The 23243-nt window shown below is 68.3% G+C and carries 27 protein-coding genes and 1 pseudogene; 22 read left to right on the top strand and 6 right to left on the bottom strand.

The features are described 5' to 3' along the window. Positions 1–85 precede the first annotated feature (85 nt). Positions 86–793 (bottom strand): hypothetical protein, encoded by a 708-nt coding sequence (locus H5399_RS16505; RefSeq protein WP_220491088.1) that lies wholly within the window; start codon positions 791–793, stop codon positions 86–88. After that, positions 790–1590 carry a DUF6884 domain-containing protein gene (locus H5399_RS16500; protein WP_182784649.1) on the bottom strand — a complete coding sequence of 267 codons (801 nt, stop codon included), beginning with the start codon at positions 1588–1590 and terminating at the stop codon, positions 790–792. Before H5399_RS16500 ends, H5399_RS16505 begins: the two co-directional genes overlap by 4 nt. 145 nt (positions 1591–1735) lie before the next feature. Between H5399_RS16500 and H5399_RS16495 the strand changes: the two genes are divergently transcribed. From H5399_RS16495 to H5399_RS16395, 21 genes are all read left to right on the top strand, one after another. Beyond that, positions 1736–2068 carry a hypothetical protein gene (locus H5399_RS16495; RefSeq protein WP_182784647.1) on the top strand — a complete coding sequence of 111 codons (333 nt, stop codon included), beginning with the start codon at positions 1736–1738 and terminating at the stop codon, positions 2066–2068. Between the two features lie 15 nt (positions 2069–2083). Continuing rightward, a complete protein-coding gene (locus tag H5399_RS16490) occupies positions 2084–2557 on the top strand; it encodes a hypothetical protein (RefSeq protein WP_182784645.1) in 474 nt (157 codons plus the stop codon). 99 nt (positions 2558–2656) lie between these two features. Beyond that, entirely contained in the window at positions 2657–2866 is a 210-nt protein-coding gene (locus H5399_RS16485) for a hypothetical protein (protein WP_182784644.1), read from the top strand. A 187-nt stretch (positions 2867–3053) separates the two neighbouring features. Then, on the top strand, positions 3054–4847 hold the full coding sequence (locus H5399_RS16480; RefSeq protein ID WP_182784642.1) for a hypothetical protein: 1794 nt from the start codon (positions 3054–3056) through the stop codon (positions 4845–4847). 469 nt (positions 4848–5316) lie between these two features. Then, a complete protein-coding gene (locus tag H5399_RS16475) occupies positions 5317–6225 on the top strand; it encodes a ParA family protein (protein ID WP_220491087.1) in 909 nt (302 codons plus the stop codon). 185 nt (positions 6226–6410) lie between these two features. Then, on the top strand, positions 6411–6665 hold the full coding sequence (locus H5399_RS16470; protein ID WP_182784638.1) for a hypothetical protein: 255 nt from the start codon (positions 6411–6413) through the stop codon (positions 6663–6665). A 192-nt stretch (positions 6666–6857) separates the two neighbouring features. After that, on the top strand, positions 6858–7154 hold the full coding sequence (locus H5399_RS16465; RefSeq protein ID WP_182784636.1) for a hypothetical protein: 297 nt from the start codon (positions 6858–6860) through the stop codon (positions 7152–7154). A gap of 1 nt (position 7155) precedes the next feature. Further along, on the top strand, positions 7156–8988 hold the full coding sequence (locus H5399_RS16460) for a sigma-70 family RNA polymerase sigma factor (protein ID WP_182784634.1): 1833 nt from the start codon (positions 7156–7158) through the stop codon (positions 8986–8988). A 22-nt stretch (positions 8989–9010) separates the two neighbouring features. Then, positions 9011–9373 carry a helix-turn-helix transcriptional regulator gene (locus tag H5399_RS16455; RefSeq protein ID WP_182784625.1) on the top strand — a complete coding sequence of 121 codons (363 nt, stop codon included), beginning with the start codon at positions 9011–9013 and terminating at the stop codon, positions 9371–9373. 89 nt (positions 9374–9462) lie between these two features. Then, the gene (locus H5399_RS16450) at positions 9463–10173 is read left to right on the top strand and encodes an SAF domain-containing protein (protein ID WP_182784623.1); all 711 of its coding nucleotides are present in this window, start codon (positions 9463–9465) and stop codon (positions 10171–10173) included. Further along, positions 10173–10904, top strand: a complete 732-nt coding sequence (locus H5399_RS16445; RefSeq protein ID WP_182784621.1) for a hypothetical protein — start codon at positions 10173–10175, stop codon at positions 10902–10904. The genes H5399_RS16450 and H5399_RS16445 overlap by 1 nt, the downstream gene beginning before the upstream one ends. Beyond that, positions 10901–12424, top strand: a complete 1524-nt coding sequence (locus H5399_RS16440) for a CpaF family protein (RefSeq protein ID WP_220491086.1) — start codon at positions 10901–10903, stop codon at positions 12422–12424. The genes H5399_RS16445 and H5399_RS16440 overlap by 4 nt, the downstream gene beginning before the upstream one ends. After that, on the top strand, positions 12421–13296 hold the full coding sequence (locus tag H5399_RS16435; RefSeq protein ID WP_182784619.1) for a type II secretion system F family protein: 876 nt from the start codon (positions 12421–12423) through the stop codon (positions 13294–13296). Before H5399_RS16440 ends, H5399_RS16435 begins: the two co-directional genes overlap by 4 nt. Beyond that, positions 13293–14180 (top strand): type II secretion system F family protein, encoded by an 888-nt coding sequence (locus H5399_RS16430; RefSeq protein ID WP_182784617.1) that lies wholly within the window; start codon positions 13293–13295, stop codon positions 14178–14180. Before H5399_RS16435 ends, H5399_RS16430 begins: the two co-directional genes overlap by 4 nt. A gap of 20 nt (positions 14181–14200) precedes the next feature. After that, complete coding sequence (locus H5399_RS16425) at positions 14201–14380, top strand: hypothetical protein (protein ID WP_182784615.1); 180 nt, start codon at positions 14201–14203, stop codon at positions 14378–14380. Further along, complete coding sequence (locus H5399_RS16420; RefSeq protein WP_182784613.1) at positions 14355–14744, top strand: TadE/TadG family type IV pilus assembly protein; 390 nt, start codon at positions 14355–14357, stop codon at positions 14742–14744. Before H5399_RS16425 ends, H5399_RS16420 begins: the two co-directional genes overlap by 26 nt. Before the next feature lie 13 nt (positions 14745–14757). Beyond that, a complete protein-coding gene (locus H5399_RS16415; RefSeq protein WP_182784611.1) occupies positions 14758–15348 on the top strand; it encodes a hypothetical protein in 591 nt (196 codons plus the stop codon). Positions 15349–15647: 299 nt separating this feature from the next. After that, positions 15648–16265, top strand: a complete 618-nt coding sequence (locus H5399_RS16410) for a hypothetical protein (RefSeq protein ID WP_182784609.1) — start codon at positions 15648–15650, stop codon at positions 16263–16265. Between the two features lie 5 nt (positions 16266–16270). Continuing rightward, a complete protein-coding gene (locus H5399_RS16405; protein WP_182784607.1) occupies positions 16271–16696 on the top strand; it encodes a TadE/TadG family type IV pilus assembly protein in 426 nt (141 codons plus the stop codon). A gap of 71 nt (positions 16697–16767) precedes the next feature. Next, complete coding sequence (locus H5399_RS16400; RefSeq protein WP_182784605.1) at positions 16768–17151, top strand: pilus assembly protein TadG-related protein; 384 nt, start codon at positions 16768–16770, stop codon at positions 17149–17151. Further along, a complete protein-coding gene (locus H5399_RS16395; protein ID WP_182784603.1) occupies positions 17148–20078 on the top strand; it encodes a tetratricopeptide repeat protein in 2931 nt (976 codons plus the stop codon). Before H5399_RS16400 ends, H5399_RS16395 begins: the two co-directional genes overlap by 4 nt. A gap of 29 nt (positions 20079–20107) precedes the next feature. On the opposite strand, the gene H5399_RS16390 is transcribed toward H5399_RS16395, so the two are convergent. Then, complete coding sequence (locus H5399_RS16390; RefSeq protein ID WP_255422415.1) at positions 20108–20560, bottom strand: PDDEXK nuclease domain-containing protein; 453 nt, start codon at positions 20558–20560, stop codon at positions 20108–20110. Between the two features lie 191 nt (positions 20561–20751). Here H5399_RS16390 and H5399_RS16385 point away from each other — a divergent pair. Further along, positions 20752–20916: pseudogene (locus tag H5399_RS16385) on the top strand (ISL3 family transposase); the annotation flags it as partial. A gap of 206 nt (positions 20917–21122) precedes the next feature. On the opposite strand, the gene H5399_RS16380 reads toward H5399_RS16385, so the two are convergent. The 3 genes from H5399_RS16380 to H5399_RS16370 are packed head-to-tail and all read right to left on the bottom strand — an operon-like array spanning position 21123 to position 22209. Next, the gene (locus H5399_RS16380; protein WP_006947550.1) at positions 21123–21443 is read right to left on the bottom strand and encodes a multidrug efflux SMR transporter; all 321 of its coding nucleotides are present in this window, start codon (positions 21441–21443) and stop codon (positions 21123–21125) included. Next, positions 21443–21790, bottom strand: coding sequence for a multidrug efflux SMR transporter (locus H5399_RS16375; RefSeq protein ID WP_006947560.1), 348 nt, complete (start codon positions 21788–21790; stop codon positions 21443–21445). The genes H5399_RS16380 and H5399_RS16375 overlap by 1 nt, the downstream gene beginning before the upstream one ends. Next, a complete protein-coding gene (locus tag H5399_RS16370; RefSeq protein WP_160126279.1) occupies positions 21787–22209 on the bottom strand; it encodes a TetR/AcrR family transcriptional regulator in 423 nt (140 codons plus the stop codon). The genes H5399_RS16375 and H5399_RS16370 overlap by 4 nt, the downstream gene beginning before the upstream one ends. Between the last annotated feature and the right edge of the window lie 1034 nt (positions 22210–23243).

The raw sequence follows: 23243 nt of genomic DNA, 5'->3' as shown, positions 1-23243 counted from the left end.
CGGGATGCCGCTGTCCTGGGAGTTCGCCCTTCCCGCTGAGTTGGCCGCGGTGGAGGTCTTCCGCCTTGCTGAGGAGCAGGCAGAGCTAAACCCGATGCACCCACTGGTGGATCAGGTCAAGGACCACGGGGTCGGGCGTCTGGCGGACGTGGTTGTCGTTCCACAGGCCAGATCCGGCTACTCTCCAGCTGGGACTGTGGTTTCCGAGCCAGGTCGGTGAGGGAGTGTCCGCGTGCGGGTTGCTCAAGGCGCTGAGCAGCGCGATGGCGCCTCTCTCGATGCGGCCCCGGTCGCTGGTGCGTCCGGGAGGGTCATCGATAGGGAGCCACAGGAAGGGCATGGCTCTGATGTGGGCGCTGACGCGCTGTTCGTGTGCGGCCTCGAGAACCTTCACGGGGGGTGGAGCAGTTGACCCAATGCCCCAGGTGGATTGGGCTGGGTCGGTGGCGAGCCTCTCTTCGCGGCGGAGCATTGCTGCACCCACGTGGCGCCGGAAGACCGAGCCGCGATGGTCCCCGCCGCCGGGGAACTGGCCGCCGACCGTGCCGCGATGATCGGAGAGGCGTTGCCACAGCTCCCGGTCGGAGCCTGCCTTGAGCCCGTGTGTTCCGACACGAACCACGCGTGGTGTGCCGTCCCTGCGGACCTCTCCGTCTTCAAAGAAGAAGTAGACGCCTCGCGGTGGCCAGGGCATGCGGCCATGACATTGGCTCAGCAGTCGTGGCCCGCCGAGGCGAACGGACAGTTCATCGAGCAGCAGGTACAGCTGGTCAAGGTCGTCGGCGCTGGTCACGGGCGTACCTTCGCGTACGTGACCCGCCTGGCCGAGATATCGACCGCGGTCACCTGCCAGCCCCCGCTGAGCCAACTGCCGGCCTGCGTGTGTGACGCGTCGTTGGCCCACCACGGTCGATGCTTGCGGGCAGAGGCAGGAAGGGGCCCGCCGAGGATCTCCTCCACGTCGGAGAAACTCATGGTCAACGGGGACGTCGCCATCGCCAGCCGGTCGGCCAACGGCGCATACTTGCCGCGCGCTTCGCTCACCGACGCATCCGGCTGGGCTCTGTGCTTCGGTCCTGCAGGGTCGCGATGAGTTGACGAACCGCGGGGGCCAGGGATGGAGAGTGGCCTGGGGTTGGTTGCGTAGAAGGCGAGCTGTTGTCCGAGAGACAGTCCCGCAGCAGGAACGGTGACCGTGGCGCCGCCGGCGGTGAGGCCTGCAATCAACCCGTGATCGCGGTAAGGGGATCCGGCATGAATCTCGAAATAGAGTCCCTGCATATCCTGCCCCAGCGTGTCCCGGAGTTGGTGGAGCACCTGGTCGCTCCACGCTAGGCGTGCTCGGGATGACGCGGAGCTCAGCGCCTGGTCGTAGGGCTCAAGCACCTCATCCGGGGATACCAGGCCATGCAGTGCCGACAGGATGAACCAGCGGTCACAGGTCTGCTCGACCCACCGTCTCCTGCCCTCGAACAGGGCCGAGGTGTACAGCTCCTGCGCCGGGGCTGGCCTTGGGAGCTTGGACTTCACACAGCCCACGAGCCCCACCACCAAGCGCCGCCCGGACGGTGCGCGATCAACAGTGACCATTCTCGGATGCTACCCACCGAACCAGTTCGTGCTCCCGATAGCTCGAAGAAGAGGGATTGTCAGTCCGCTGTGATGGTGTTGGGTGCGGGTTCTTCCTATTCGATGGGGCCCGGAATGCGCCCCGCGACGAGGAAGGCGATGAGTGATGGCACAGAATCCACGTCTGGAGGCACGCCGGCTGGTGCAGGAGCAGCTGCTGCGGCGCCGTGAGGAGGCTGCAGCGCGCGAGGCCAGGATCCGGGAGCATGCGTTGGTGGCGACGGCGGCTGCGGTGGAGCGGCAGCAGGTCGTGGAGGACACGGAGCGCCGGATCGGTCAGGCCCTGCACGCCCTGACCCAGGATCTGTCGGTGCAGGAGGCCGCCGCGTTGTGTGGGCTGGAGCTCCGCGAGGCCAACCGGCTCCGACGCTTGCAGCATCACCACCACCACGATCCCGCGCCCTCCCCCGACCCCGCGTCCTTAGCGCCGGGCATCTGAGCGAGGGGGTGGGTCGTGTCCTTGACCGCGGAGGATCTGGCTTCGGAAGTGCTGGTTGGCCGGTTCAGGGCGAAGCTGCGGGTGCTGCCGGGAAGTGACTGTCTGTGGTGGGCGGGGGCGATCAGCCGCAATGCCGGCCACGGCCGGTTCTGGCTGGGTCCTCGCCGCGCGGTGGTCGCACACCGGTTCGCGTTCGCGTTGGCGGAGGGCTTCGACGCGTTGGTGGGTGTGGAGGTGCTGGCGCATGAGTGTGACAACCCTCTGTGTCAGCGGATCGGGCCAGGGCATGTGGTGGCGTCGACGAGGACGCGGAACCAGATCGACTGGATCGCGAGGGGTGCGGTGTCGGCGGGCAACTACATCGGCCCGTCGTCCTCGTTCGACCGGAGCCTGGTGATGCGCAACCTGCTGCTGCTCGACACAGGCGCCGCGGCGCGGCACCTGGCCTCACTCCCCCACCGCCACGGCGTCCAACTCCCGCTGTGGTAGACGAAAGTCTTGGGCGTGTCACGCCGCGATCCCGTTTACATGTAAGCGAATGACACTAGTGTGATTCCCATGAGTGCTCCTCGTCGCCCGCGGAAGTCCATGGTGGACCCGATCCAGATTGGTGTGCTTGTCGATTCCGCTGCCAACCATCGCCTGTCGGCGTTGGCGGCGGCTGCCGGCGCATCGAGGTCGCTGTTCGTTCAGCGTCTGATTGAGAACGTGCCCCTAGACGCCAACGGCGTGCCGACGTGGTGGCCGGCCGAGGAGTATCCCCACCAACCCGAGGAGACCCTGCCGATGACCGGGTGACCCCCTGAAATGACTACGAGCCCCGCGCCAACGGGGCTCGTACAAGTCAAGTTGTGAGGCTCGAGCTGCGAACTCTTGCCGGAGGACTTTTCCCTCGAAACCACTTTTGCCTTACCAGGACCGAGAGGAGGTCTTGCCGTTGAGTATAGACAGTGAAGTCGTTTCTGCCTACCCCCGTGGGGTCGGCGTGTCGCGTGTCGCGGCGTGGGACCTCGCGGTGGCGATCTCGCCCCGTGACTCGCTGCGGATCCAGCTCCCCGACGCCGGCGGCGGGTTCTCCTCGCAGTACATCGGGCGGGCGTCGATCGATGGGTCGGCTCCGGAGGCCCCGTGGGCGGTCCATCTCACAGACACCGACGGCTTGTTCCATCTGGTCGCGTTCGACCTGGATGGCAAGACCGAGGCCGCGGCCCGGCAGGCTGTCGTGGACAGGGACAGGATCACTGGCTGGCTGGATCAGGTGGGCATCGAGTACCTGGTGTGTGCCTCGGGCGGTATCGGCCAGGGTTGGCACATCTGGCTGGCCCTGTACGAGGGTGTACCGGCGTCGGTGGTGCATGCGGTCACCGATCGGGTGAAGGTGGCCTGCCCGAGCCTGGACCGTGCCCCGCTGGGGAACCTGGTCACCGGATGCGTCCGCCCCCCAGGCGCCCCCCACGCCTCCGGCGGCACCTCCCGGATCATGACCGGCGACCCGCAGGCCCTGACCCGCGCCTCCACCACCGCCGAGGACCTCCACCGGCTGGCGGACCTGGTCGCCGAAGACGTCGCCGCACTCCCCGCGTTGACTCGCCTCGACGACGACGTCGTGGCGGGACTCCCCCGCGACTCCCACGGCCACCCCTACCTGGCCGGCGCCCTCCGGCCCCTGCCGGCGGCGGTGTCGGCCGCGGTCGGGCAGTACCCCGTCGACGCCTCCTCCCACCTGTTCACGATCCTGCTGTCCATGGCACGTGCCCGCCGACGCTTCGACGACGTGATCGCCGTGCTGCACTCCCCCGGCCTGGAACACGTCCGCACCCTCCGCGACCCCCACACCGGCCACCGCACCCCCCGCCCCACCGCCGGCCCCCACTCCCCGATCGCGACCCTGACCAGGCAATGGCGCCGCGCTGTGTCGGTCGTGGCCACCACCGGCGACCGGCACGGCTCCGACCACACCTTCCTCACCCGCGCCGAGGCACTTGCCGTTGACGTGGAGCGCAGGCAGCAGCGCGCCGACGCCTCCCCCACCCGCTGGAGCGGCCCCCACGGCGCCACCGACCGCCGCGTCCTCGACGCCCTCCACCTGATCGCCCTCGACGCCGTCACCCCCGACGTCGACGCCTCCATCCGCCACCTCGCCCTCCGCACCGGCATCTCCCGAGAAAACACCCGCCTGGCGCTCCACCGCCTCCAAGCAGACGGCTGGATCCAACTCGTCACCCACGCCGCCGGCACCCACGCCGCCACCTGGACCATCGACCCCAAACGAGATATCCACAGCACCCTGGAGTCTCTTCGGTCACAAGCGGTCCCACCGCGCACCCCACCCCCGGCCACAGGCACCACCCGCGACCGCCTCCGCACCACCCTCACCGCCCGCCAAGAGGCGGCCCGACACGACCTGTTCACCCGACGGGGACTTGGCGTCGAAGTAGGAAACACCTACGCCCGCCGGGACGACACTCCCCCACCCCAAGCCGACGCTCTCCAGGACCTCGCAGACGCCGGCCTCCTCCACCCCCACGCGGACCTCGACGCCCTCGCCCAAGCCCGAGGCGTCCACGGAACCCTCGCCAGGCGTGAACTCACCTACAGCGTCGAACAAGCCATGTGGCGCTGGTGGATCGTGGAACTCCAACGCACCAGAGAACGACACCGCCATCAACCGGCACTCGGCGACAAGGGTCCCTGGAGCCAATGGGGCAAATACCCACGACGACCCGACGGCCGAGCCACCTTCCGACAAGCACGCCTCCAGCTGCTCCTCGCGGCCTGACCACGTGCACAGCCACCAGAACCCGCGACTCCTCCAACACTCGCGATCAGCGAACTCCTCCACAGTCTCGTCGGCAAGTGGTGCGGAGCACCACGCGGCAGCATCTGGTTGTCCGGTGGACGTGAGCCATCAGGACTAAAAGCGACATTAGAAGAATTGGAAGCAATAGGGATAGAACTAATGACACCGAGGCCCGCGCGCAGTGAGACGGCGCGTCGAGGGGGACGGCGCTCAAGAAGGTAAAAGGGGGTAAGAGAGCTAATGGCACTAAAGGAACCAATAGGTCTCGGCAGAAGAGTTGTAGACGTGGCGAGGCGACCTCAGGCCAGATCTATTAGAGGAATTGGAACTAACGCGGACTGCGCGTGTCCTGTCGAGTCTTGGGTCTTGGTTCCATTAGGGTGATGAGAACCAACAGGGCCATTGGAACTAATGGCACCAATGACGAGGGGATCTCATGGTTGCTGGGTTGGAACGTGTTGTGGCGGTGGTCAACGGAAAGGGGGGTGTCGGCAAGACGACGATCAGCGCCAACATCGGCGGGATGCTGGCCTCGAGCGGCTACCGAGTTCTCCTTGTCGATATGGATCCGCAGGGCAACCTGGCGGAGGAGCTTGGTTACACCCATGGAGAGATCAACGATGACGGGCTGGCCCTTGCCCAGGCGCTCGCCTTCTCCGGTGGCGCGACGCCCGTTGATGGGGTGCGCGAGAACCTCGATGTGTTGATCGGTGGACCCCATCTCGATATGGCGGCCGCCGGCCTGACGATGAAGGCCCAGAAGGATCCGACCGCTGCGAAGCTGGCGCTCGCCTCGGTCCTGACGCCACTGGCCGATGGCTACGACCTGATCCTCATCGACTGCCCGCCTGGCCAGGAGACGCTCCAACAGGCTGCGCTCGCCGCAGCGCGCTGGGCACTCATCCCGGTCAAGACAGACGCGTCTTCCCGCAAGGGCCTGCGCGATGTCGCGAGGCGGCTCGACGCCGTGGTTGGTCTGAACCCCGACCTCGACCTTCTCGGTGTCGTGCTGTTCGGTGTGAACCGCTCCGCCAAGCGCGTCTCCGAGACAGCCCGGGCGGCGATTGCGGAAGATCTGGGGGATGAGGCGCCGATCTTCACCACCTCGATCAGGCATGCCGAGGCTGCGGCGCAAGAGAGCCGCGAGCGGGGTCTGCTGGCCTTTGAGCTAGAGGAGGCGGTCCTGTCTGCACCCAAGTGGTGGGAAGTCCGGAGGGACCATGTCCAGCACGACGGCCCACGCTCCAGGAGCGCTGTCGGGTTGGCAGAAGACTTCCAAGCGCTTGGCGAAGAGGTCATCGCGCGGATCACCGCGAGCGAAGCGCGAGAGACCGTGGCCGCGGGGGAGGCAGTGTGATGAGTAGCGACGCACCGCGCCGGACGCTGGGCGGACTAGCACCGAAGGTCGCCCCTCCCCAGGGGAACTCCCGACTGATGCGTAAGAACCGGACCACAGGGGCATCCAACTCGGTGCCTGCCCCGGAGGTCGGCCAGCAACGCGCACACCAGCCAGCTTCGATAGAGACCCCGATCCAGCCTCCGGTGACGAGCTCCCCGAGCAGGCGGAAGGTCAAGCTCGGGTTCTACATCGACGCCGAGGATGCTGCTCGTCTCCGTGGTGCCGCTAAGTTCATCCCGAACGAGCTCCGCGCGGACGGGATCGATGGATTCTCGGCCCTGGCTGCGAAACTCATCATGGACGGCCTGGCCGAGCTCGAACGAGCGCACAACAACGGCGAACCGTGGCCAAGTCTGGCCCCAGGGGAGGAACTGCCTCGGGGACGACGAGTCCAGTAGCCGCAGGCGTCCATGGGCGTGCCCGCCGGGGGCGCCACTGCCAGCATCTTCCGAAGAACATGTCACGCGCTGCTCCTGTCCATCACGGGTTCATATGTCTAGGGCCCGCAACCCACGGCCCCTGTGGACAGCTGGGAAAGATCGCCTGCCGCTTGCGATCAAGAGTGCAGGTGCCTGACATGGAGGGTGAAGATGATTGATGGCTCATACGAGGTGCTCGTCCTGGTCGACGAAGCGTGCAACCTCATGGTTCATGACGAAGCCGTTTCGGGTCTGACTGGTCTCGACATCGTCGCCTGCCGGGCGATGGCGGTGGCGTTGGCGGTCGGCTCCGAGCCGGTGCCGGTCAACGTCGAGTCCACGGTGGGGGAGTGCATCGGCCGAGCCGCCCGCCTCTCGGCAGCGTGGGACCCTGCTCAACTCACTGCCGAGGCGCTGCAGCTGGTGCTACTGCTGTCGGACGTCAACTACGAGCTGAACAAGGCCTGACATGGCCAGGTTCCAGACCGCCACCCGGGTGGCGGCCGGTGCACTGAACGACGGCGCGCTGCCCTTGGCTGTGTGGGCCATGGTGGTGCGTCGATGCGACCTGATCCTTCGTGGGACCGATCCAGCAATGCGTCAAGCGTCCGCTCTTGCTCCGCTGCTGGCTACAGGGGCGGTGGGTGAGGGGGCGCGGATGGTGACGGCGATGGGCCTAAGCCAGAGCATCGACGAGCCGTTGGCCAAGACAGAACGGCAGGAGCTTCGCCTGGTGGCGATCTACGTGACGCGCGCAGCATCACGGGAGGCCGATCCAGCGAACCGGTTGCTGCTGGCAGGCATCGAGCGCAGTCTGCTCGGGTCCCTGCCTCCGACAGGGAGCTTCGAGGATGCGCTGCGGCGATGGTCACAAGCGGTGGCAGGATCTTCCGCAGCCATGTCACCGGAAGAGGCTCTGGCCGTAGCAAGGGTGCAGCGGTCGCTGCTGACCTCAGCCGTGGAGCTGATGAACGGTCTGGAGGTCGCCGACGGCGTCGGCCATGAACGGCTTCTCGCTGCCATGGTGGACAGCCGGAACGCCTGGAGTGACGCCCATGACGCGTGGCTGCGGATGCTGCCGCGCCAGACCGAGGTCGGACGGTTGGATGCCGTCGCTACCGAGCTCCAGAGGGCGGCCAGGGGACCGGGGGGCGTGGACGTGATCCACAGTCTCCTGATCACCGGCTTCGGAGGGAATCTGGCGGCCGCGTTGGCGGTGACGCCTGCTGATATGCGGGTGGAGTCTGGTCTGGTGGCTGCTGCGGTGACGTTGGAGCAGCGCAGTGATCTGGCCGCCGTAGTCCAGCCTCGTCGGGTCAGTGAACCAGAACCGCCTGTGAGGGCGCCGGTGGTGTCTCGAGTGGGGCCGGCGGTGCAGTTCACCGCGGACACGAGTCCGACGCAGCGGGTGGCAGAGCCGAGGAGTGCGTCGCCGGACCCGGAGAGGCCGAGGATCGAGGATCACGCGGCTCTGGTCGAGCTCGCGGGGCAACGTGACGCTGGGGTGATCGCTGCGGCGGCCAGGTCAGGTGTCGCGGAGGCCCAGGCCCTGGTAGCAGACGCGTCGCCGAGCGAGTTGGATGCGCTGTTGGAGCGGGGCCGGTTGGCGCGGGCGGCGATCGTCGCGTCGGGTGTAGCGGCTGCCAAGCATTGGAGCAGGAAGATCCCACCTGCTCTGGCCCATGCGCGTGATGAATATGTCGCGGAGGCGTCGCTGCGGATGGCGGTGATCGTGGACCGGTGGGACCCTCGTCGCGCGTCGTGGGGGTCGTTCGCGTACCGGGAGGCCGGCTACGAGTTCTGGGACCACAACCGCCGACGGTTACAGAGCCGAGAGGTGGTCAGTGAACGGATCGGGGACTTCGCCAGCGGGCAGGACCGCACGGTGGGCCCGGTCAGTGAGTCACCCGAGGAGCTGGTGCTGCTCAGGGAGGAGCGCGAGCTGGTGGCGCAGTTGGTTGAGGGGCTGCCGGGTCGGCTGAGTGAGGTGATGGCGGGTCGTCTGGGGCTGGCTGGACAGCGTAAGACGTTGGCTGCGGTGGGGGAGGAGACGGGATCGTCGGTGTCGACTGTCCATCGGGATGAACGCGAGGGGACCCGGCTTCTTGCGGCCCGCTACCTCGCCGGGCAGGAGGATCAGCCCTCGTCGACATCGACATCGACGTCGGTGGCGCGGGGTCCGGTGACGTTGCGGCTCCTGGCGCAGGTGCTGCAGTCGGGGCAGAGCGCGGGGTCGGTGGCGGTGAGGCCGGAGCATCGGGGTGGTCGGCCCGCCCCTGGTGTGCGGGGGGTGTCGCGGTGAGGCGGGCCCCTATCCTGTGGGCATGTCAGTGGCAGAGCGGCTCCGTGAGGCACGGCTGGCCGCGGGTCTCACCCAGGCCCAGCTGGCTCAGCGGGTGGGTGTCGCTGACGGCACCCGGGTCGCGGCGTGGGAGCACGGCCGCTCGACGCCTCATCCGGCGACCTGGGCGACGATCTGTTCACTGCTTGGGATCGAGCTGGAGGAGGCGGGGGTGGTGACCCTGCGGTCTCTTAGACTGCGGCGTGGTTTGACTCCTGACGACGTGGCTGCGGAGCTGGGGGTGGCTGCTGGCACGGTGCGGCGGTGGGAGTCGGGGGCTCACAGGCCGCGGGCCAAGCACGCGCAGCGGCTGGCCGAGCTCTACGGAGTCCACACCCTCCCTTGAAGTGACCATAAGTCACTAGTTATACAGATACGTTGAGGGTAGGTTCACGCTATGGGACCACTGTGCCCGGGTTGATAGAGAGTGTGACCATGACTATGGCTCCAACAGGAGACGAACCCACCGCTGCGAGGCCGCCGATCGTGGCGGCGCCGGCCGCCCGGACTCAGCGGCGGCCGCTGTTCGCGGTGTTAGCGGGGTTGCTGATCCTGCTCGGCGCCGCCGGGGGAGCGTTGGTGTTCTGGTCGACAGGCTCCACCGTCGAGGCGGTCGCCGCCCGTGTCCCCGTGGCCCGCGGGCAGGTGATGACCGCGGAGATGTTCACCACCGTTCAGATCGCCCCCAACCAGCAGCTGAGTTACCTGGACGCCGACGAGTTGCCTGCCCTGTTGGGGAAACGCGCCGCGCATGATGTGGCGGCCGGTTCCCTGGTGGGCCCGACCGCCGGGGTCGAGGTCATGGTGCCGTCGTCGGGTCGCACGGTGGTGGGGTTGTCGTTGCCGCCTGGTGCGGAGCCGGCTGTGCCATTGCAGGTCGGGGACCGGGTGCGGGTGATCCTGACCGAACCGGCCTACGCCTGCGCGGCGGGGGAGTCCGGCACCATCGACACCCCCGACGGCACCACCACCCCCCAGTGCACCGTCAACGTGGTGATTCCCGCGGTGGTGGTGGCTACCGCCCGCGACGAGGCTTCTGGCCAGGTCTCGGTGTCGGTGGATGTCGCGGAAGCCGATGCGCCGCGGACGGCGGCGGCGGCGGCGTTGGGTCGCGCGGCGCTGGTCCTCGACAGCCGGGACACCTGATGGCTGTCTACGCGCTGGCCTCCGCTGCGGGTTCGCCTGGGGTGACCACGACCGCGTTGGGTTTGGCGTTGGAGTGGCCGAACCAGGTGCTGTTGGTCGACGCCGACCCCGTGGGCGGGTCGGCGATCCTGGCTGGCTACTACCGCGGCACCGTGGGTCATCCCGGCACCCTGGTCGAGCTCTGGTCGGCTCACCGCCAGGGCGGACTCGAGGCCGCGGTCCGCGAGTTGCCGCTGCGGCTGTCGGAAACCGCGTCCCTGATCCCCGGGCCCGCCGGCGCCGCGCAGGCCGGCGGACTCAGCGATCTGTGGCCGGCGCTGGCGGCGCAGCTGCGGGTGCTGTCCCAGCTCGGCGTCGACGTCCTGATCGATCTGGGCCGCCTCGGCCACACCCATGTTGCGACCCCGCTGGCGCGTGCCGCCGACGAGCTGCTGCTGGTCATGCGCTCGGATCTGCCGGCGGTGGCGGCGGTGGCGGCCGCGGAGGTGCCCTTGGAGGCCCCGGTCCGTGGGCTGCTGATCGGCCCGAACCGGCCCTACACGGCCCACGCCGTCGCGTCGGTGATCAAACGCGAGGTCAGCGTGTCGTTGCCGTGGGCGCCGGAGGAGGCCGCCGTCCTCAGTCACGGTCAGCCGGAGCCGAAGCGTGGCCTGAAGCTTCGCAAGGCCCTGCGGCAGACCGGCGAGGAGCTCCACACCACATCCATCACCGCCCTGGGGGTTTCCGCATGAGCGACGCACTCGAAGCCGCTGCCGAGATCGATCCCGGCACCCTGGCCCTGTTCACCCAACCTGCCCCGCCGGCGGGCCGGACCCGCGGCAGCTTCCGCATGCTCACCACGGAGGAGCCACGCCGCCAAGCCCAGCAGGCGCCCGACGCGCAGCCCGAGCTGGTGCGGCCGGTGCTCGCCCCCCGGGTCCAGCGCCGCCTGGCGGGGGAAATCGACTGGGACCTGGTCGACACGCTCCGCGAACGGGTATCGGCGGAACTGTCGGAGCGCGACCCTGACCCCTCGACGCGTGAGGACGTCGGGAGGGAGATCATCGCGACGGTGCTGGAGGAGGAGTCCCGCGCCTCCACCGTCCGCGGCCAGCTGACCTGGACCCTGGACCACCAGGACCAGCTCGCGCAGGCCCTGTTCGACGCCGTGTTCCGCCTCGGCCGGCTGCAGCCCTATCTGGACGATGACGCGGTGGAGAATGTGATCATCTCCGGCTTCGACAACGTGCTGGTGGAAAACAGCGACGGCGAGCTGGTCCCCGCGCCCCCGGTCGCGTCGAGCGATGAGCAGCTGATCGAGTACCTGACGTTCATGGCCGCCCACCAGCCCAAACCCAGGGAATTCAGCGAGGCGGCGACGAAGCTGCACCTGGCCCTGCCGGGCCGGGCGAGGCTGTTCGCCTCTGCGTGGGTGACGTCGCGGCCGACGGTGATCATCCGCCGCAACCGCCTCGTTGACGCAGGGCTCCACGAGCTCGTCGCGTTGGGTTCGTTGTCGCAGGTGGCGGCGTCGTTCTTGTCGGCGGTGGTGCAGGCGCGGATGTCGCTGGTCGTGTCGGGGGATCAGGGCACGGGGAAGACCACGATGCTGCGGGCGTTGGCGCACGAGCTGCCGGCGCATGTGCAGATCGGCACCATCGAGACCGAGTACGAGCTGTACTTGAAGGACACCGGGGATCATCAGGTGGTCCACGAGTGGCAGGCCAACCCCGGCTCCGGGGAGATCGGACTCAACGGCCGCCGCGCCGGCGAGTACACCGTCCGCGAGGCCCTCGAGGACTCCCTGCGGGCGAATCTGTCGTACACGATCGTGGGGGAGGTCCGCGGCTCGGAGATCGTGACCATGTTCAAGTGCATGCAGTCCGGGTCGGGCTCCATGTCCACCACGCATGCGAGGACGGCGGAGGGTGCGATCCGGAAGCTGGTGACCTGTGCGACGCAGGAGGGCGCCAACATCACCCGCGAGTACGCGCTGAACGTGATCGCCGAGGACATCGACGTGATCGTCCAACTCCAGGTCGAATCCGTCCAACAGCCCGACGGGACGTGGCGGAAACGGCGCTGGGTGAGCGAGATCATCGCCGTCGAACCCGGCGAGGACGCCAAGGGCTACGCCACCACCACCATCTTCGCCGCCGACCCCGGCAGCCACCGCGCCACCGCCCAGATCCTGCCACCACGGTTCCGGATGCTGGAGCGGTTCGGGTTCGACCTGGCTGGCTTCAACGCCGAGCGGGGGACCCGCGCATGACTGTCCTGGCTGCCCTGTCGGGTGCGTTGATCGTCGCGGGCATCCTCGGCCTGATCTACGGTCTGACCCCCCACCCCGTCACCCCCGCGAAGGCGCCGCGGGTCCGGCGCCGCCGGCTGTCGAAGGTCCGGGTCGTCGCTCTCGCCGGGCTGGCCGCCGGGGCGCTGATCGCGGTGGTGACCGGGTGGCTCGTCGCCCTGGTCATCGCACCGGCCGCCTCGGTGATGATCTACAAGATGGTCACCGGTCGGGCGACGAACCGCATCGAGCGGCTCAACGCGCTGGCGGACTTCGCCCGCGCCCTCGGCGGCGTCCTGACCGTCGGCCGCGGCCTGGAGCAGGCGATCCTGCACGCCGCCCGCTCCGCGCCGGCCGCGCTGGCCCCCGAAGTCGGCAGATTGGCGGCACGGGTCCGCGCGAACGTCGCCACCGCCACCGCGCTGCGCCTGTTTGCTGACGAGTTGGATGATGCGACCGGGGACCTGTTCGCCGCCACCCTGATCCTCGCCGCGGAACGCCGCGGCCCCGGTGTCGCGTCCGCGATGCAGGGCCTGGCCGAATCGATCGACGAGGACGTCAAGGCCCGCCGCCAGGTCGAAACCGAGCAGCAGAAGGCCCGCACCGCCGCCCGCATGATCACCATCATCTCCGCACTGCTGCTCGGGGGCCTGTTCCTGGCCGGCAGCTACGTCGAGCCCTACCGCACCCCGCTGGGGCAGGTCCTGCTGACCGTGTTCATGTCCCTGTACCTGATGGCGTTGGTGTGGATGGGCCGCATCTCCGCCGCCAAACCCCTCCCACGCTTCATCGGCGTCACCCCCCAGTTCACGAATCCTGACGCTGCCGCGAAGCAGGGGGGTGGTGTGCGATGACCGCGCTGCAACTGGCCATGCTCTCGGGTGCCACGATCACCGCCGGCCTCGTCCTGCTGGTGGCCGGCCTCGTGCCGGCCCCGACCCATCTGAAGGACGCCATCGGCCGCCTGCAACCCCGCATCACCCTCGACACCCCCACCGGGCCGAGCGTGGATTCGGAGGTGCGGCTCGGCCGGTGGGCCGAACGCCACCTTCCCGCGGTCATCTGGGGCGCCGCACCGGAGAAGGACCTCGCTCTCCTGGGCCGCACGAAGGCCGCGTTCTACGGCTCCAAACTGATCTCCGGCATCCTCGGCCTCCTCGTCGTGCCCGTGATCAGCGCCGCCACGATGATGCTGGGTCTCCCGGTCCCTGTCGCGGTGCCCGTCCTCGGCTCGATCGGGTTCGCGGCGATCATGTGGTTCCTGCCCAACAGCGAGCTCCGCGACCAAGCCCGGAAGGCCCGCGAAGAGTTCAGCTACGCGTTGGTGGCGTTCGTGGAAATGGTGGCCCTGGAGCGGCTCTCCGGCGCCACCGTTCCCGAAGCCTTGCTCCGCGCCGCCGACACCGGCGACTCCTGGGTATTCCAACGCCTGGCCACCGTGCTGCGCCGCACCCAATACACCGGCCAGAACCCGTGGGACGCGCTGGCAGACATGGGCCACCACTACGACCTGCCCGATCTGGTCGACCTGGCCGACATCATGCGCCTGGCCGGCGCCGACGGCACCCGCATCTACACCTCACTACGCGCCCGCGGCGCCGCCATGCGCAACGCCACCCTCAACCAACAAATCAGCCGCGCCAACGCCGACGGGGAACGCATCGCCATCCCCGTCACCCTGCTCGTCCTCGTCCTGGCGATCACCCTGGTCGTCCCCGCAGTCCTCCGCATGATCTAACAACCGAAAGGAAACCCACCATGCTTGCCCTCTACAGCTACCTCACCGCCACCCTCCACACCCACACCACGCGTGTCAGGGATCAGCGCGGTCTGTCCCAGTCAACCGAGAACGCGATCCTGCTGGCCGGTGCCGTCGGGATCGCCGTCCTGATCATCTCCGCGATCACCGCATATGTGCAGGCCAACCTCCCCTCCTGACCAGGACCAACGGGGCCTCAGCTCCTCCGTCCTGGCCACCATCCTCTTCCCGCTCGTCATCAGCTCCCTGTGGCTGACCATGCAGTGGGCCATGCTCACCTGGGCACACGCCACAGCACAGGCAGCAGCACAAGACGGAGCCAGAGCAGCAGCAGCCCTCAACGCCACCGGACCCCACGGGCAGACCACAGCCACCCGAGCCGCCGACAACGGATCCATCGACAACCTCCACGTCACCGCCCACCGCGCCGCCCGACTCACCACAGTCACCATCACCGGCACAGCCCTACAAGTCATCCCCGGCTTCCCCGTCACCATCCAGGTCACGGCCACCTCACCCACCCAACGACTCACCCCATCCTGACGGAGACGAAGAGATGACGATCACACGACTCGCACCCGCAGCACTGGCCGCACTGCTCCTGCTCGGTGCCTGCACCCCCGAGCCGACGGAGACGCCGACACCGACGGCCAGCACACCGGCCGCGACACCCTCGATCACGCCGTCACCGACACCTTCACCGAGCGCATCACCGTCGCCCACCAGCACCCTCTCACCCGAACAAGAAGCCGCCCAGGCCGTCGTCGTGGAGTACTTCCGCGCCCTCAACGAGCTGCGGAGCAACCCCGGTGCCGAGTTCCAGCCGATCGCCGACGTCACCACCGGCACCTTCACCTCCGCCGTTTCGCAGCTGATCAACAACTACAGAACCGACGGCGTCGTCCAGGTCGGCGAGAACACCTACACCTACAAGAGCGTGGGCCCAGTGACAGAGGTTGAAGGAGTTCGTTCCATCGAAGTCCACGTCTGTGGCGACAGCAGCCAGAGCGATCTCGTCGATGCGGAAGGTAACTCGGTCCTCGAACCCGGCCAAAGAGGACTCATCTCCTACCGGTGGGACGTCATCGAGGTGGGCAACAGCTGGCGGATCGCCGGCGGTCAGAGCGAGGCAGTCGAATCATGCTGAAGCGCTTGGTGTTGCTCGGGCTGACCCTCGGAGTGATGCTCGGGATCTACGCTCCGCCGGCGAGGGCGGAAAGCACCGGCGGCGCCGTGCTCGACGACTACAAAACGATCGTGGTGACTGTTCAGGTCCCCGGCTCATCGGGGGGTGGGGGCCGCGGGCAGGGGAGTGCTGGCGGTGGGGGTTCGGCGCCGTCGGGTTGCTTCACCGGTGGTGGTGCGGAGTTGCCCTGCACCCAGTGGGGTCTGGTTTGGCGGCCCGACCTCGAGTGTTACGCCCGCGTCAAGCCATACCAGCCTCCGTTGACTGACCCAGTGTGGGAGGGCAACACGACCGGGACGATCATCGAGTGCCGGATCGGCACTGAGGGTGGGTGGAGTAACACCTGGGACCTGTGGGCGGCTGCGGCGCAGTTGGCTGCTCCGCCGGATCCCGCGGAGCTCGCCCGTCGTGCGGTGGAGCGGATGCAGCTCGCAGCGATCCGGATGGGCACCTTCCCCGAACAAGCCGAACGTGCACCCCGGGATCTCGGTTACGTCGGGTGGAATTCGTGGATGTGGGTGTCGAACCCGACCCCGGCGACGTGGGGGCCCATCACCCGATCGGTGTCGGAGGCCGGCTACACCGTCTCCGCCACCGGACAGGTCGACAAGGTCGTGTGGGACATGGGCGACGGCACCACCATCACCTGCGGCCAAGGCAAACCCTGGCGCTCCATCTGGGTCCACAACGAACCATCCCCCGACTGCGGCCACATGTACTCCAAGGATGGCGAGTACACGATCACCGCCACCTCCCACTGGGTGGTCAACTGGTCCGGCATCGGACAGAGCGGCACCATCACCACGCAGCTGTCCGACACCGCCACCCTGCGGATCGCCGAAGTCCAGGTCGTCAACGTCGTCACCCCCGAAAGCTGACGACGATGAGGCGTGATGGTGAGCGGGGGATGATGGTGGCCGTCGAGACCGCCATCATCCTGCCCGTCCTGCTCGGAATGGTGGGTCTGCTGGTCGTGCTGGCCACCGGAGCGTTGGCGCAGATGACGGTGGACTCGGCCGCCTCCCAGGCCGCCCGCGCCGCCTCCCTCGAACGCGACACCGGCACCGCCACCGCCTCCGCACGAGCTGTGGCCGCCTCCACCTTGACCGAGTCCGGCACCACCTGCCGCACCTCCAACGTCGCCGTGAACGCCGCAGGCCTCCGCGCACCCCTGGGGACCCCGGCCACTGTGTCGGTGACCGTGACCTGCACCGTCGACCTCCAGGTCGGCCTCCCCGGCTTCCCCTCCACCCGCACCCTCACCGCCACGAAATCCTCGCCGGTCGACACCTACCGGAGCAGACGATGAACCCCCGTCACGCGCTGACCCGCCCCGGTCGGGGTTCTCAGGGGCATGGACGTCGGCGTGGGGAGCGGGGGATGGTGTCGGTGTGGGTGTCGGTCGCGATGGTGGCGTTCATCGTGACCATCGGCATCGGGATCGATTTCGCCGGCCACGCCGGCGCCTCCCAGCACGCGCGCGCCGTCGCCGACGAAGCAGCCCGGGCCGGCGGACAGCACCTGACCCTCGACTCCGGCCGTGCCCGCCCCGATGTGCACACCGCCATCGCGGCCGCCAACACCTACGTCGCCGCCTCCCCCTACACCGGCACCACGGCGATCAGCGGCGGCGACACCATCACCGTGACCGTCACCGGGACCTACGACTGCCAGTTCCTCTCCATCATCGGCATCACCACCCTGCGCGTCACGGAGACCGGAACGGCGACCGTGAAATCCGTCATCGGAGGAACCGAACAATGACCCGCACCCTCCGCAGCATCGCCGCCATCCTCGCCATCGCCGGGATCGTCGCCGGCGCCCCCTGGCTGCTGATCCAACTCGGACAACTCCCCGGCTTCCTTCCCTCCCTCGACCGCCTCGCGGGGATGCTGCTGGCCCCCGACTCCGGCCGCTTCCTGCTGGTCCTGGTCTGGGCCGCCGCGTGGGTGCTGTGGGCCTGGCTCACCATCCTCATCCTCATTGAGACGGTGGCGTTGCTGCGCGGGGTGAAAGCGCCGCGGCTGCCGGCCGCGTCGATGCCGCAAGGCCTGGCCAGGGCACTGGTCGTCGCGGCCGCCGCCGCCTTCATTGCCACACCCCTCAACGCCGGCGCAACCCAACCAGAGATCCCCCCAGCCGCCGTCCCGGCGGCCGCTGCAATGCCGGGGGCGGTGGCGCTGCCCAGCCAGGACCCCCGCCCCGAACCACCCACCGCACCAGCTCCAGTAGTGGAGTCGGTGGTCGTCGACGAGGGCGACACCCTGTGGGATCTCGCCGAGGAGCACCTCGGCGACCCCACCCGGTGGCCCGAGCTCTACGACGCCAACAAAGGCACCCCCCAGCCCACCGGGCACGTCCTGCAGGACCCCGACCAGATCGACGTCGGCTGGACCCTCACCCTCCCCGGCCAACCAGCCCGAGCCTCGGAAGTCGAACCGGCACCCCAGACGCAGCCGGAGACTCCTCGACGTGAAGCCGTCACCGCCCTGCTCCCCGCCGAAGACATCGCCCCCGTCGAGACGCCACCACCCGCCGCCACCCCGTCGACAGCACCCTCGGTCACGCCCTCCGCCACGCCGTCTGCCGCGTCTGCCGCACCCCAGGCGGCCTCCTCCGCGACCGCGGTGCCGGTGACCCCGCTCCGCGCAGAAGCCACCGCCTCAGACATCGCCGACAACACCGTCGCTGTGCCGATGTATGCGTGGGAGGTCGCCGGGCTCCTCGGCGCCGGCACGTTCCTCGGCGTCGGGATCTCCACCCTGCTCGGCGCGCGGCGCAGGGAGCAGTTCCGCACCCGCCGCCCCGGCCGGATGATCGCCACCCCCGACCCGGTGGTGGCCCCGATCGAGCAGACCGCACAGCTCGCCACGAGCCTCTCCGGCCTCCTGGTGGCCCGCCTCGACCAGGTGCTGCGCCGCCTCGACCCCCACACCACCCTCACCGCCGCCGTCGTCGCCCGCGACGCTTCGATCGTCGTGCACACCCCCGACCAGCTCCCCGCCCCCTGGCAGCAGGACCGGGACGGGTGGCTGCTGCCCAACACCGCCCCCGTGGAGACCGTCGGGGACCTGGTCCAGGACCGGCCGTGCCCCTGGCCGCTGCTGGTCACCATCGGCGCCGACACCGCCGACCGGGTCGTGCTCCTCAACCTCGAACACGCCGGCCTCGTCACGGTGTCCGGGGATCCGGTGATGAGCGCCGACTTCACCCGCTACCTCGCCGCCGAACTCGCCATCAACCCCTGGTCCGACAGGGTCCGGATCGCCTGCGACGGCCCCGCCGCCCAAGTCATCGGCATGTCCCCCGAACGCCTCGACGCCGACCTCGACGAGATCCTCACCATCGCCACCACGAACGCCGCACGCGCCGCCCACAACGCGGTATCCGCCTCTGAGGCCCGCGCCGTGCAGGCCGGCGACGAAACCTGGCCCGCGGCCGCCGTCATCACCGGCAAGCCAGCAGAGGACCTCGAGCAGCTGGCCGCGCTCATCGCGAACCACCCCCACCACACCGGCACAGCCCTCCTCACCCTCACACCGAGTGGAGGGGCTCTGGCGCTAACACCAGCCGGACGAATCCGCGGCTTCGGGTTCGAGCTCACCGCCGTCGGCCTCACCGAGGACGAAGCCGCCGGCTGCGCCGACCTCCTCGCCGCCGCCACCTGCGACGACACCCACCCAGCGCCGGCCGATCAGCTCGTGGACGTCACCGGCAACCTACTCCCCGAGCACCGCATCGACCGAGACAACGACGACACCGACACGGTGGAGTCGCTGCTCCCCGAACCCGACCACGCCTACATCGAAGCTGGCGCCGTCACCGCCGATGACCTCATCGCCGTCGCCCCGCGGGTGCCGGAGCCGGTCGCCGAGGCGCTGCAGGACCGGGATCCGGACCTTGATGCGCAGGTGCGGGCCTGGTTCTCCCCCCGCTGCCCCTACCCCCGCCTGTCCCTCCTCGGCCCCGTCACAGCCCGCTGCCACGGCAAACCGCTGGCCAAGCAGAAGGCCTACTACACCGAAGCCCTGGCCTACCTCGCCCTCCACCCGCACGGCGTGACCGGCGACCAGGTCGCCGCAGCCCTCGGCATCACCATCGAACGAGCCCGCACCGTCATCTCCACCCTGCGCCTATGGCTCGGCACCAACCCCGCCACCGGAACCCCCCACCTCCCCGACGCGAAAAGCTCCCCCCAAGCCAGAGCCAGGGGAGTGGGCCTCTACCTCGTCGACGACCTCCTCGTCGACGCCGACCTGTTCCGCCGCCTCCGAGCCAGCGGCCTCGCCCGCGGCCGAGACGGCATCGCAGACCTCGAAACCGCGCTCCAGCTCGTAACCGGCCGACCGTTCGACCAGCTCCGCCCCGCCGGCTGGACCTGGCTCATCGACGGAGACCGCGTCGACCACCACATGATCTGCGCAGTCACCGACGTCGCCCACATCCTCGTCACCGGTCACCTCCAGGCTGGTGACCTCGACGCCGCGAAACACGCCGCCACCATCGCCCTCACAGCCGACCCCGACTCCGAAACCGCACGCCTCGACCTGGCCGGGATCATGATCCACGACGGTCACACCACCTCCGCCCGCCAGATCGTCGCTGACGCCCTCGGCGACGACGCCGACCTCGACCTCACACCCAGAGCCACCGACATCCTCAACGGCAAGAACTGGCTCAAGACCGGATAGCTGATGTCGACGATCGGGAGACGACGACGCTAAGAGTCCTCCCCGATAACTGGGCTTTGGGGTGGGTTAGTCGTCGGCGTCGAGTGTGGGGGTGCTGATTCGGCATGGTTCAGGTCAGCGATGTGTTTGAGTGCGGTGTCGGCGGCTGCGGCGAGCTGTGTCGCGGAGGGCATGAGGTCTTGCAGTGCTGCGGGCAGGGAGTCGTAGGTGTAGTCGGCCACGGCGAGGGGTTGGCTGGTGCCTGCCAGGGAGTAGCGCACGACGTTGTCGTTGCGGCCTGCGCACAGGAGGATCCCGACGGTGGGGGAGTGCCGGTCGTGGTCGCGGAGGTTGGCGTCGACCCAGCTGACGTAGAAGCCGAGCTGACCCAGATGTTCGGGGGAGAACTGGCCGACTTTGAGCTCGACAACTACGAACCGTGACTGGGCCCAGTTGAAGAACAGCAGGTCGATGTAGAAGTGGCGGAACGCGACCTGGAGCAGGCACTCATGGACCGGCTTCAGGACTTCCTCCTGGAACTCGGCCACGGGTTCGCCTTCATCAGCCGCCAGTACCACTTCGAGGTCGACCGAAACGGCGCCGGGTGCAGCAGGCCATCCACGGCCACCGCGGGATGAAGGGCGACCCGCTGTATGCCGCGCGGCGGACCCTGGCCGGACGCTGAGGAAGCGCGCAGCACCTCACCGTCACCCGGATCGCCGAGGGACTCGACGTCGCCTGGGACACCGCCAACGACGCCGTGCTTGCTGAAGGCCGACGTGTTCTCATCGACGACCCGGCCCGCTTCGACGGCGTGAGGGTCATCGGCGTCGATGAGCACGTTGTCAGGTCCGGGCGAGCGAAGCGGGCCCGAGCGGTAGCGACAGGCAACGACGTCAGACCTCCGGATGTCAGGCGTGGAACGTCATCTTCCGAAGACCTCGACCACGATCTAGCCACCGTCGCGCCGGAGTCGCTTCGATCAACGAGTACACCTCATCAGAAGCCCGTTGCCAAGGCCTTGCTCCGTTGTGAGCGACGACGTCGTGGGGATGGGGATCTCAGTCAGTGCAGGGCGCCGAGCTCGACGAGAAGAACGCCGGCGATGATGAGTGCGATGCCGCCCATCATGAGCGCGGTGAGCGGCTCCTTGAAGAGGGCTTTGGACGCGACGGCCGTTAGGGCAACTCCGGACGCTGCCCAGATGCCGTAAGCGACACCGAGGCCCAGGCCCTCATTAAGGGCGAGGGTGAGAAACGCGAAGGCCAGGAGGTAGCCGCCGGCGACGGCGGCGTAGTAGGCGCGGACGCCAGTAGCTGCCATGCGCAGCGAGAGGGTAGCGCTGACCTCGGCAATGATGGCTCCGAGGAGGAACAGGTAAGCCATCAGGTGGCTTCTTCGAGGTTCTTGACCGCGTGCTGGGAGCCGAGTTCGACGGTGAGGACGCCGGCAATGATGAGGACGATGCCGACGCCCATGAGTGCGGTGAGGGTTTCATCGAAGATCAGCGACGACATCACGGCGGTGGTGGCGACACCGAGGGCGCCCCAAATGCCGTAGGCGACGCCCAGCGCCATGCCCTGACGCAGAACGAGGGCGAGGAGAATGAACGAGGCGATGTAGCCAGCCGCGACGAGCACGTACAGTCCGGGTCGATCGAGTGCTCCCTTCAGCGACAGCGAACCGGTGACCTCGCTGAGGATGGCCCCCGCGAGCAGTAGCCACTTGGTCATGAGTTCTCCTGGATGAGGTGGTGTGCGAGTGCTCGAATGGCGTCGGTGTCCTCGTCGGATAGGGCGATGCCGTTGCCGGCGGTGTTGAGCCAGATGCCGTCGGCCAAGAGTCGGACGCCGTGGAGGCGGGCCCGCTGGTCGGCCGGAAGGGTCTCGGGGACGTCGACCCAGGCCCCCATGCGGCTGTTCCATCGCTCGGTGAGCGGCTCGCGCAGGCGGGGGTCGGTGAACATGACCAGGTCGCCGTAGTCGAACGGCCCGTCGCAAGCCCAGTCAACGTAGGCGGCGAGGCGTTCGCTGATCGTGGGTACGTTTGGGTTGGTGGTAGCCAGGCGGGCGGCCAGATCCCGCTCGTAGCCGTCGAGGAGGTGGTCGATGACGGCGGTCATCAGTGCTTCCTTGGTTGGGAAGTGGTACATCAGGCCAGCCTTAGTGATTCCTGCAGCGCGAGCTGCGGACACCAGGGAGACAGAGGCGCCAGTGCGGGCCCACGCAAGAGTGCTGGCGAGAACGCCGCCTCGCGCCGACGGTCGGTGGGCAGGTGCACTAGTACTCATATCGACAACTCTACCTACCGGTAGGGTAAGTAACAAACTCATGGTGAGCTGGGCCTCCCGAGCTGAGCGTCAGCATGCTAAGAGCGTGACCGCCCGGCACCTACGACGCCCCGGCCAAGGCGATCAACGGATGACTCGAACACCTCTGTGACTTCCGCGCGTGGGTTCCGAAACCTCATCAACTATCGCTAGGCCACTACTCAAAGCCGGCGACTTCCAGACCGCGACTACACCCTCGATTGGGATGAGCCACTTTGGGCATGGTTTCTCATCGAGAGTTCAGTACATGAGTCCGCGACGGAGGCTCCGGGCCAATCGTGAACGGTGGCGTGCGCAGCAAGTCATGCGTGACTATCGACGACGCACGGCCGCTGACCTTGCCGGAGTCTTGGCCTTGTTCGGCCACTGTGCAGTCCCTGGCAATGCTTGGACAGCGGCAGAGGTGGCCCACCGTTTTGCGCGGGATGGGGCTGAGGCTGCTAGCGCGGCGGAGCCGGCCATGCGTTTGTGCTCGGGTTGCCCGGTGATCGAGGAATGTCGGCAGTGGGCGTCAATCGACCGTTACACGGGTTTGGCCGCGGGTAGTTCGTGGGTGCGCGGATCCGAGTATGACGCGGCGACGACCATCAACAATTCGCGGCCGCGAGTCTCCGCTTGATCCACTGTCTGGCGGCCAGTGCGTCTGCTGCGTCGATCATCTCTCGGCTTTGGAGACTGGACCGAAGCGCGTTCCAGAGTTCGCGGATGCCCATGGCTCTGCACCATGTGGCACGCAGGACTGGCTGCAGGTAGGTGTCGCGGTCTGAACCGAGAGGGGTGCGCCCGGTCGGGGCCGTTTGGATCGCTGCCGCTACGTCAGAGTCCGAAGGCTCCGCCGCTGACGAGGATCACGATGC

This window comes from Tessaracoccus sp. MC1627 (genome assembly GCF_014164725.1).
Lineage (GTDB): Bacteria > Actinomycetota > Actinomycetes > Propionibacteriales > Propionibacteriaceae > Arachnia.
Note: the sequence above shows the minus strand (reverse complement) of the source record. Positions and strands in the feature narration are given on the sequence as shown.

Excerpts from the sequence above, each read along its gene's own strand:
- H5399_RS16460 (WP_182784634.1), top strand. The coding sequence starts at position 7,156 with ATGGCCAGGTTCCAGACCGCCACCCGGGTGGCGGCCGGTGCACTGAAC.
- H5399_RS16485 (WP_182784644.1), top strand. The coding sequence starts at position 2,657 with ATGGTGGACCCGATCCAGATTGGTGTGCTTGTCGATTCCGCTGCCAAC.
- H5399_RS16455 (WP_182784625.1), top strand. The coding sequence starts at position 9,011 with ATGTCAGTGGCAGAGCGGCTCCGTGAGGCACGGCTGGCCGCGGGTCTC.
- H5399_RS16495 (WP_182784647.1), top strand. The coding sequence starts at position 1,736 with ATGGCACAGAATCCACGTCTGGAGGCACGCCGGCTGGTGCAGGAGCAG.
- H5399_RS16445 (WP_182784621.1), top strand. The coding sequence starts at position 10,173 with ATGGCTGTCTACGCGCTGGCCTCCGCTGCGGGTTCGCCTGGGGTGACC.
- H5399_RS16500 (WP_182784649.1), bottom strand. The coding sequence starts at position 1,590 with ATGGTCACTGTTGATCGCGCACCGTCCGGGCGGCGCTTGGTGGTGGGG.
- H5399_RS16430 (WP_182784617.1), top strand. The coding sequence starts at position 13,293 with ATGACCGCGCTGCAACTGGCCATGCTCTCGGGTGCCACGATCACCGCC.
- H5399_RS16465 (WP_182784636.1), top strand. The coding sequence starts at position 6,858 with ATGATTGATGGCTCATACGAGGTGCTCGTCCTGGTCGACGAAGCGTGC.
- H5399_RS16425 (WP_182784615.1), top strand. The coding sequence starts at position 14,201 with ATGCTTGCCCTCTACAGCTACCTCACCGCCACCCTCCACACCCACACC.
- H5399_RS16375 (WP_006947560.1), bottom strand. The coding sequence starts at position 21,790 with ATGACCAAGTGGCTACTGCTCGCGGGGGCCATCCTCAGCGAGGTCACC.
- H5399_RS16370 (WP_160126279.1), bottom strand. The coding sequence starts at position 22,209 with ATGTACCACTTCCCAACCAAGGAAGCACTGATGACCGCCGTCATCGAC.
- H5399_RS16405 (WP_182784607.1), top strand. The coding sequence starts at position 16,271 with ATGAGGCGTGATGGTGAGCGGGGGATGATGGTGGCCGTCGAGACCGCC.
- H5399_RS16420 (WP_182784613.1), top strand. The coding sequence starts at position 14,355 with ATGTGCAGGCCAACCTCCCCTCCTGACCAGGACCAACGGGGCCTCAGC.
- H5399_RS16415 (WP_182784611.1), top strand. The coding sequence starts at position 14,758 with ATGACGATCACACGACTCGCACCCGCAGCACTGGCCGCACTGCTCCTG.
- H5399_RS16400 (WP_182784605.1), top strand. The coding sequence starts at position 16,768 with ATGGTGTCGGTGTGGGTGTCGGTCGCGATGGTGGCGTTCATCGTGACC.
- H5399_RS16435 (WP_182784619.1), top strand. The coding sequence starts at position 12,421 with ATGACTGTCCTGGCTGCCCTGTCGGGTGCGTTGATCGTCGCGGGCATC.
- H5399_RS16450 (WP_182784623.1), top strand. The coding sequence starts at position 9,463 with ATGACTATGGCTCCAACAGGAGACGAACCCACCGCTGCGAGGCCGCCG.
- H5399_RS16380 (WP_006947550.1), bottom strand. The coding sequence starts at position 21,443 with ATGGCTTACCTGTTCCTCCTCGGAGCCATCATTGCCGAGGTCAGCGCT.
- H5399_RS16440 (WP_220491086.1), top strand. The coding sequence starts at position 10,901 with ATGAGCGACGCACTCGAAGCCGCTGCCGAGATCGATCCCGGCACCCTG.
- H5399_RS16395 (WP_182784603.1), top strand. The coding sequence starts at position 17,148 with ATGACCCGCACCCTCCGCAGCATCGCCGCCATCCTCGCCATCGCCGGG.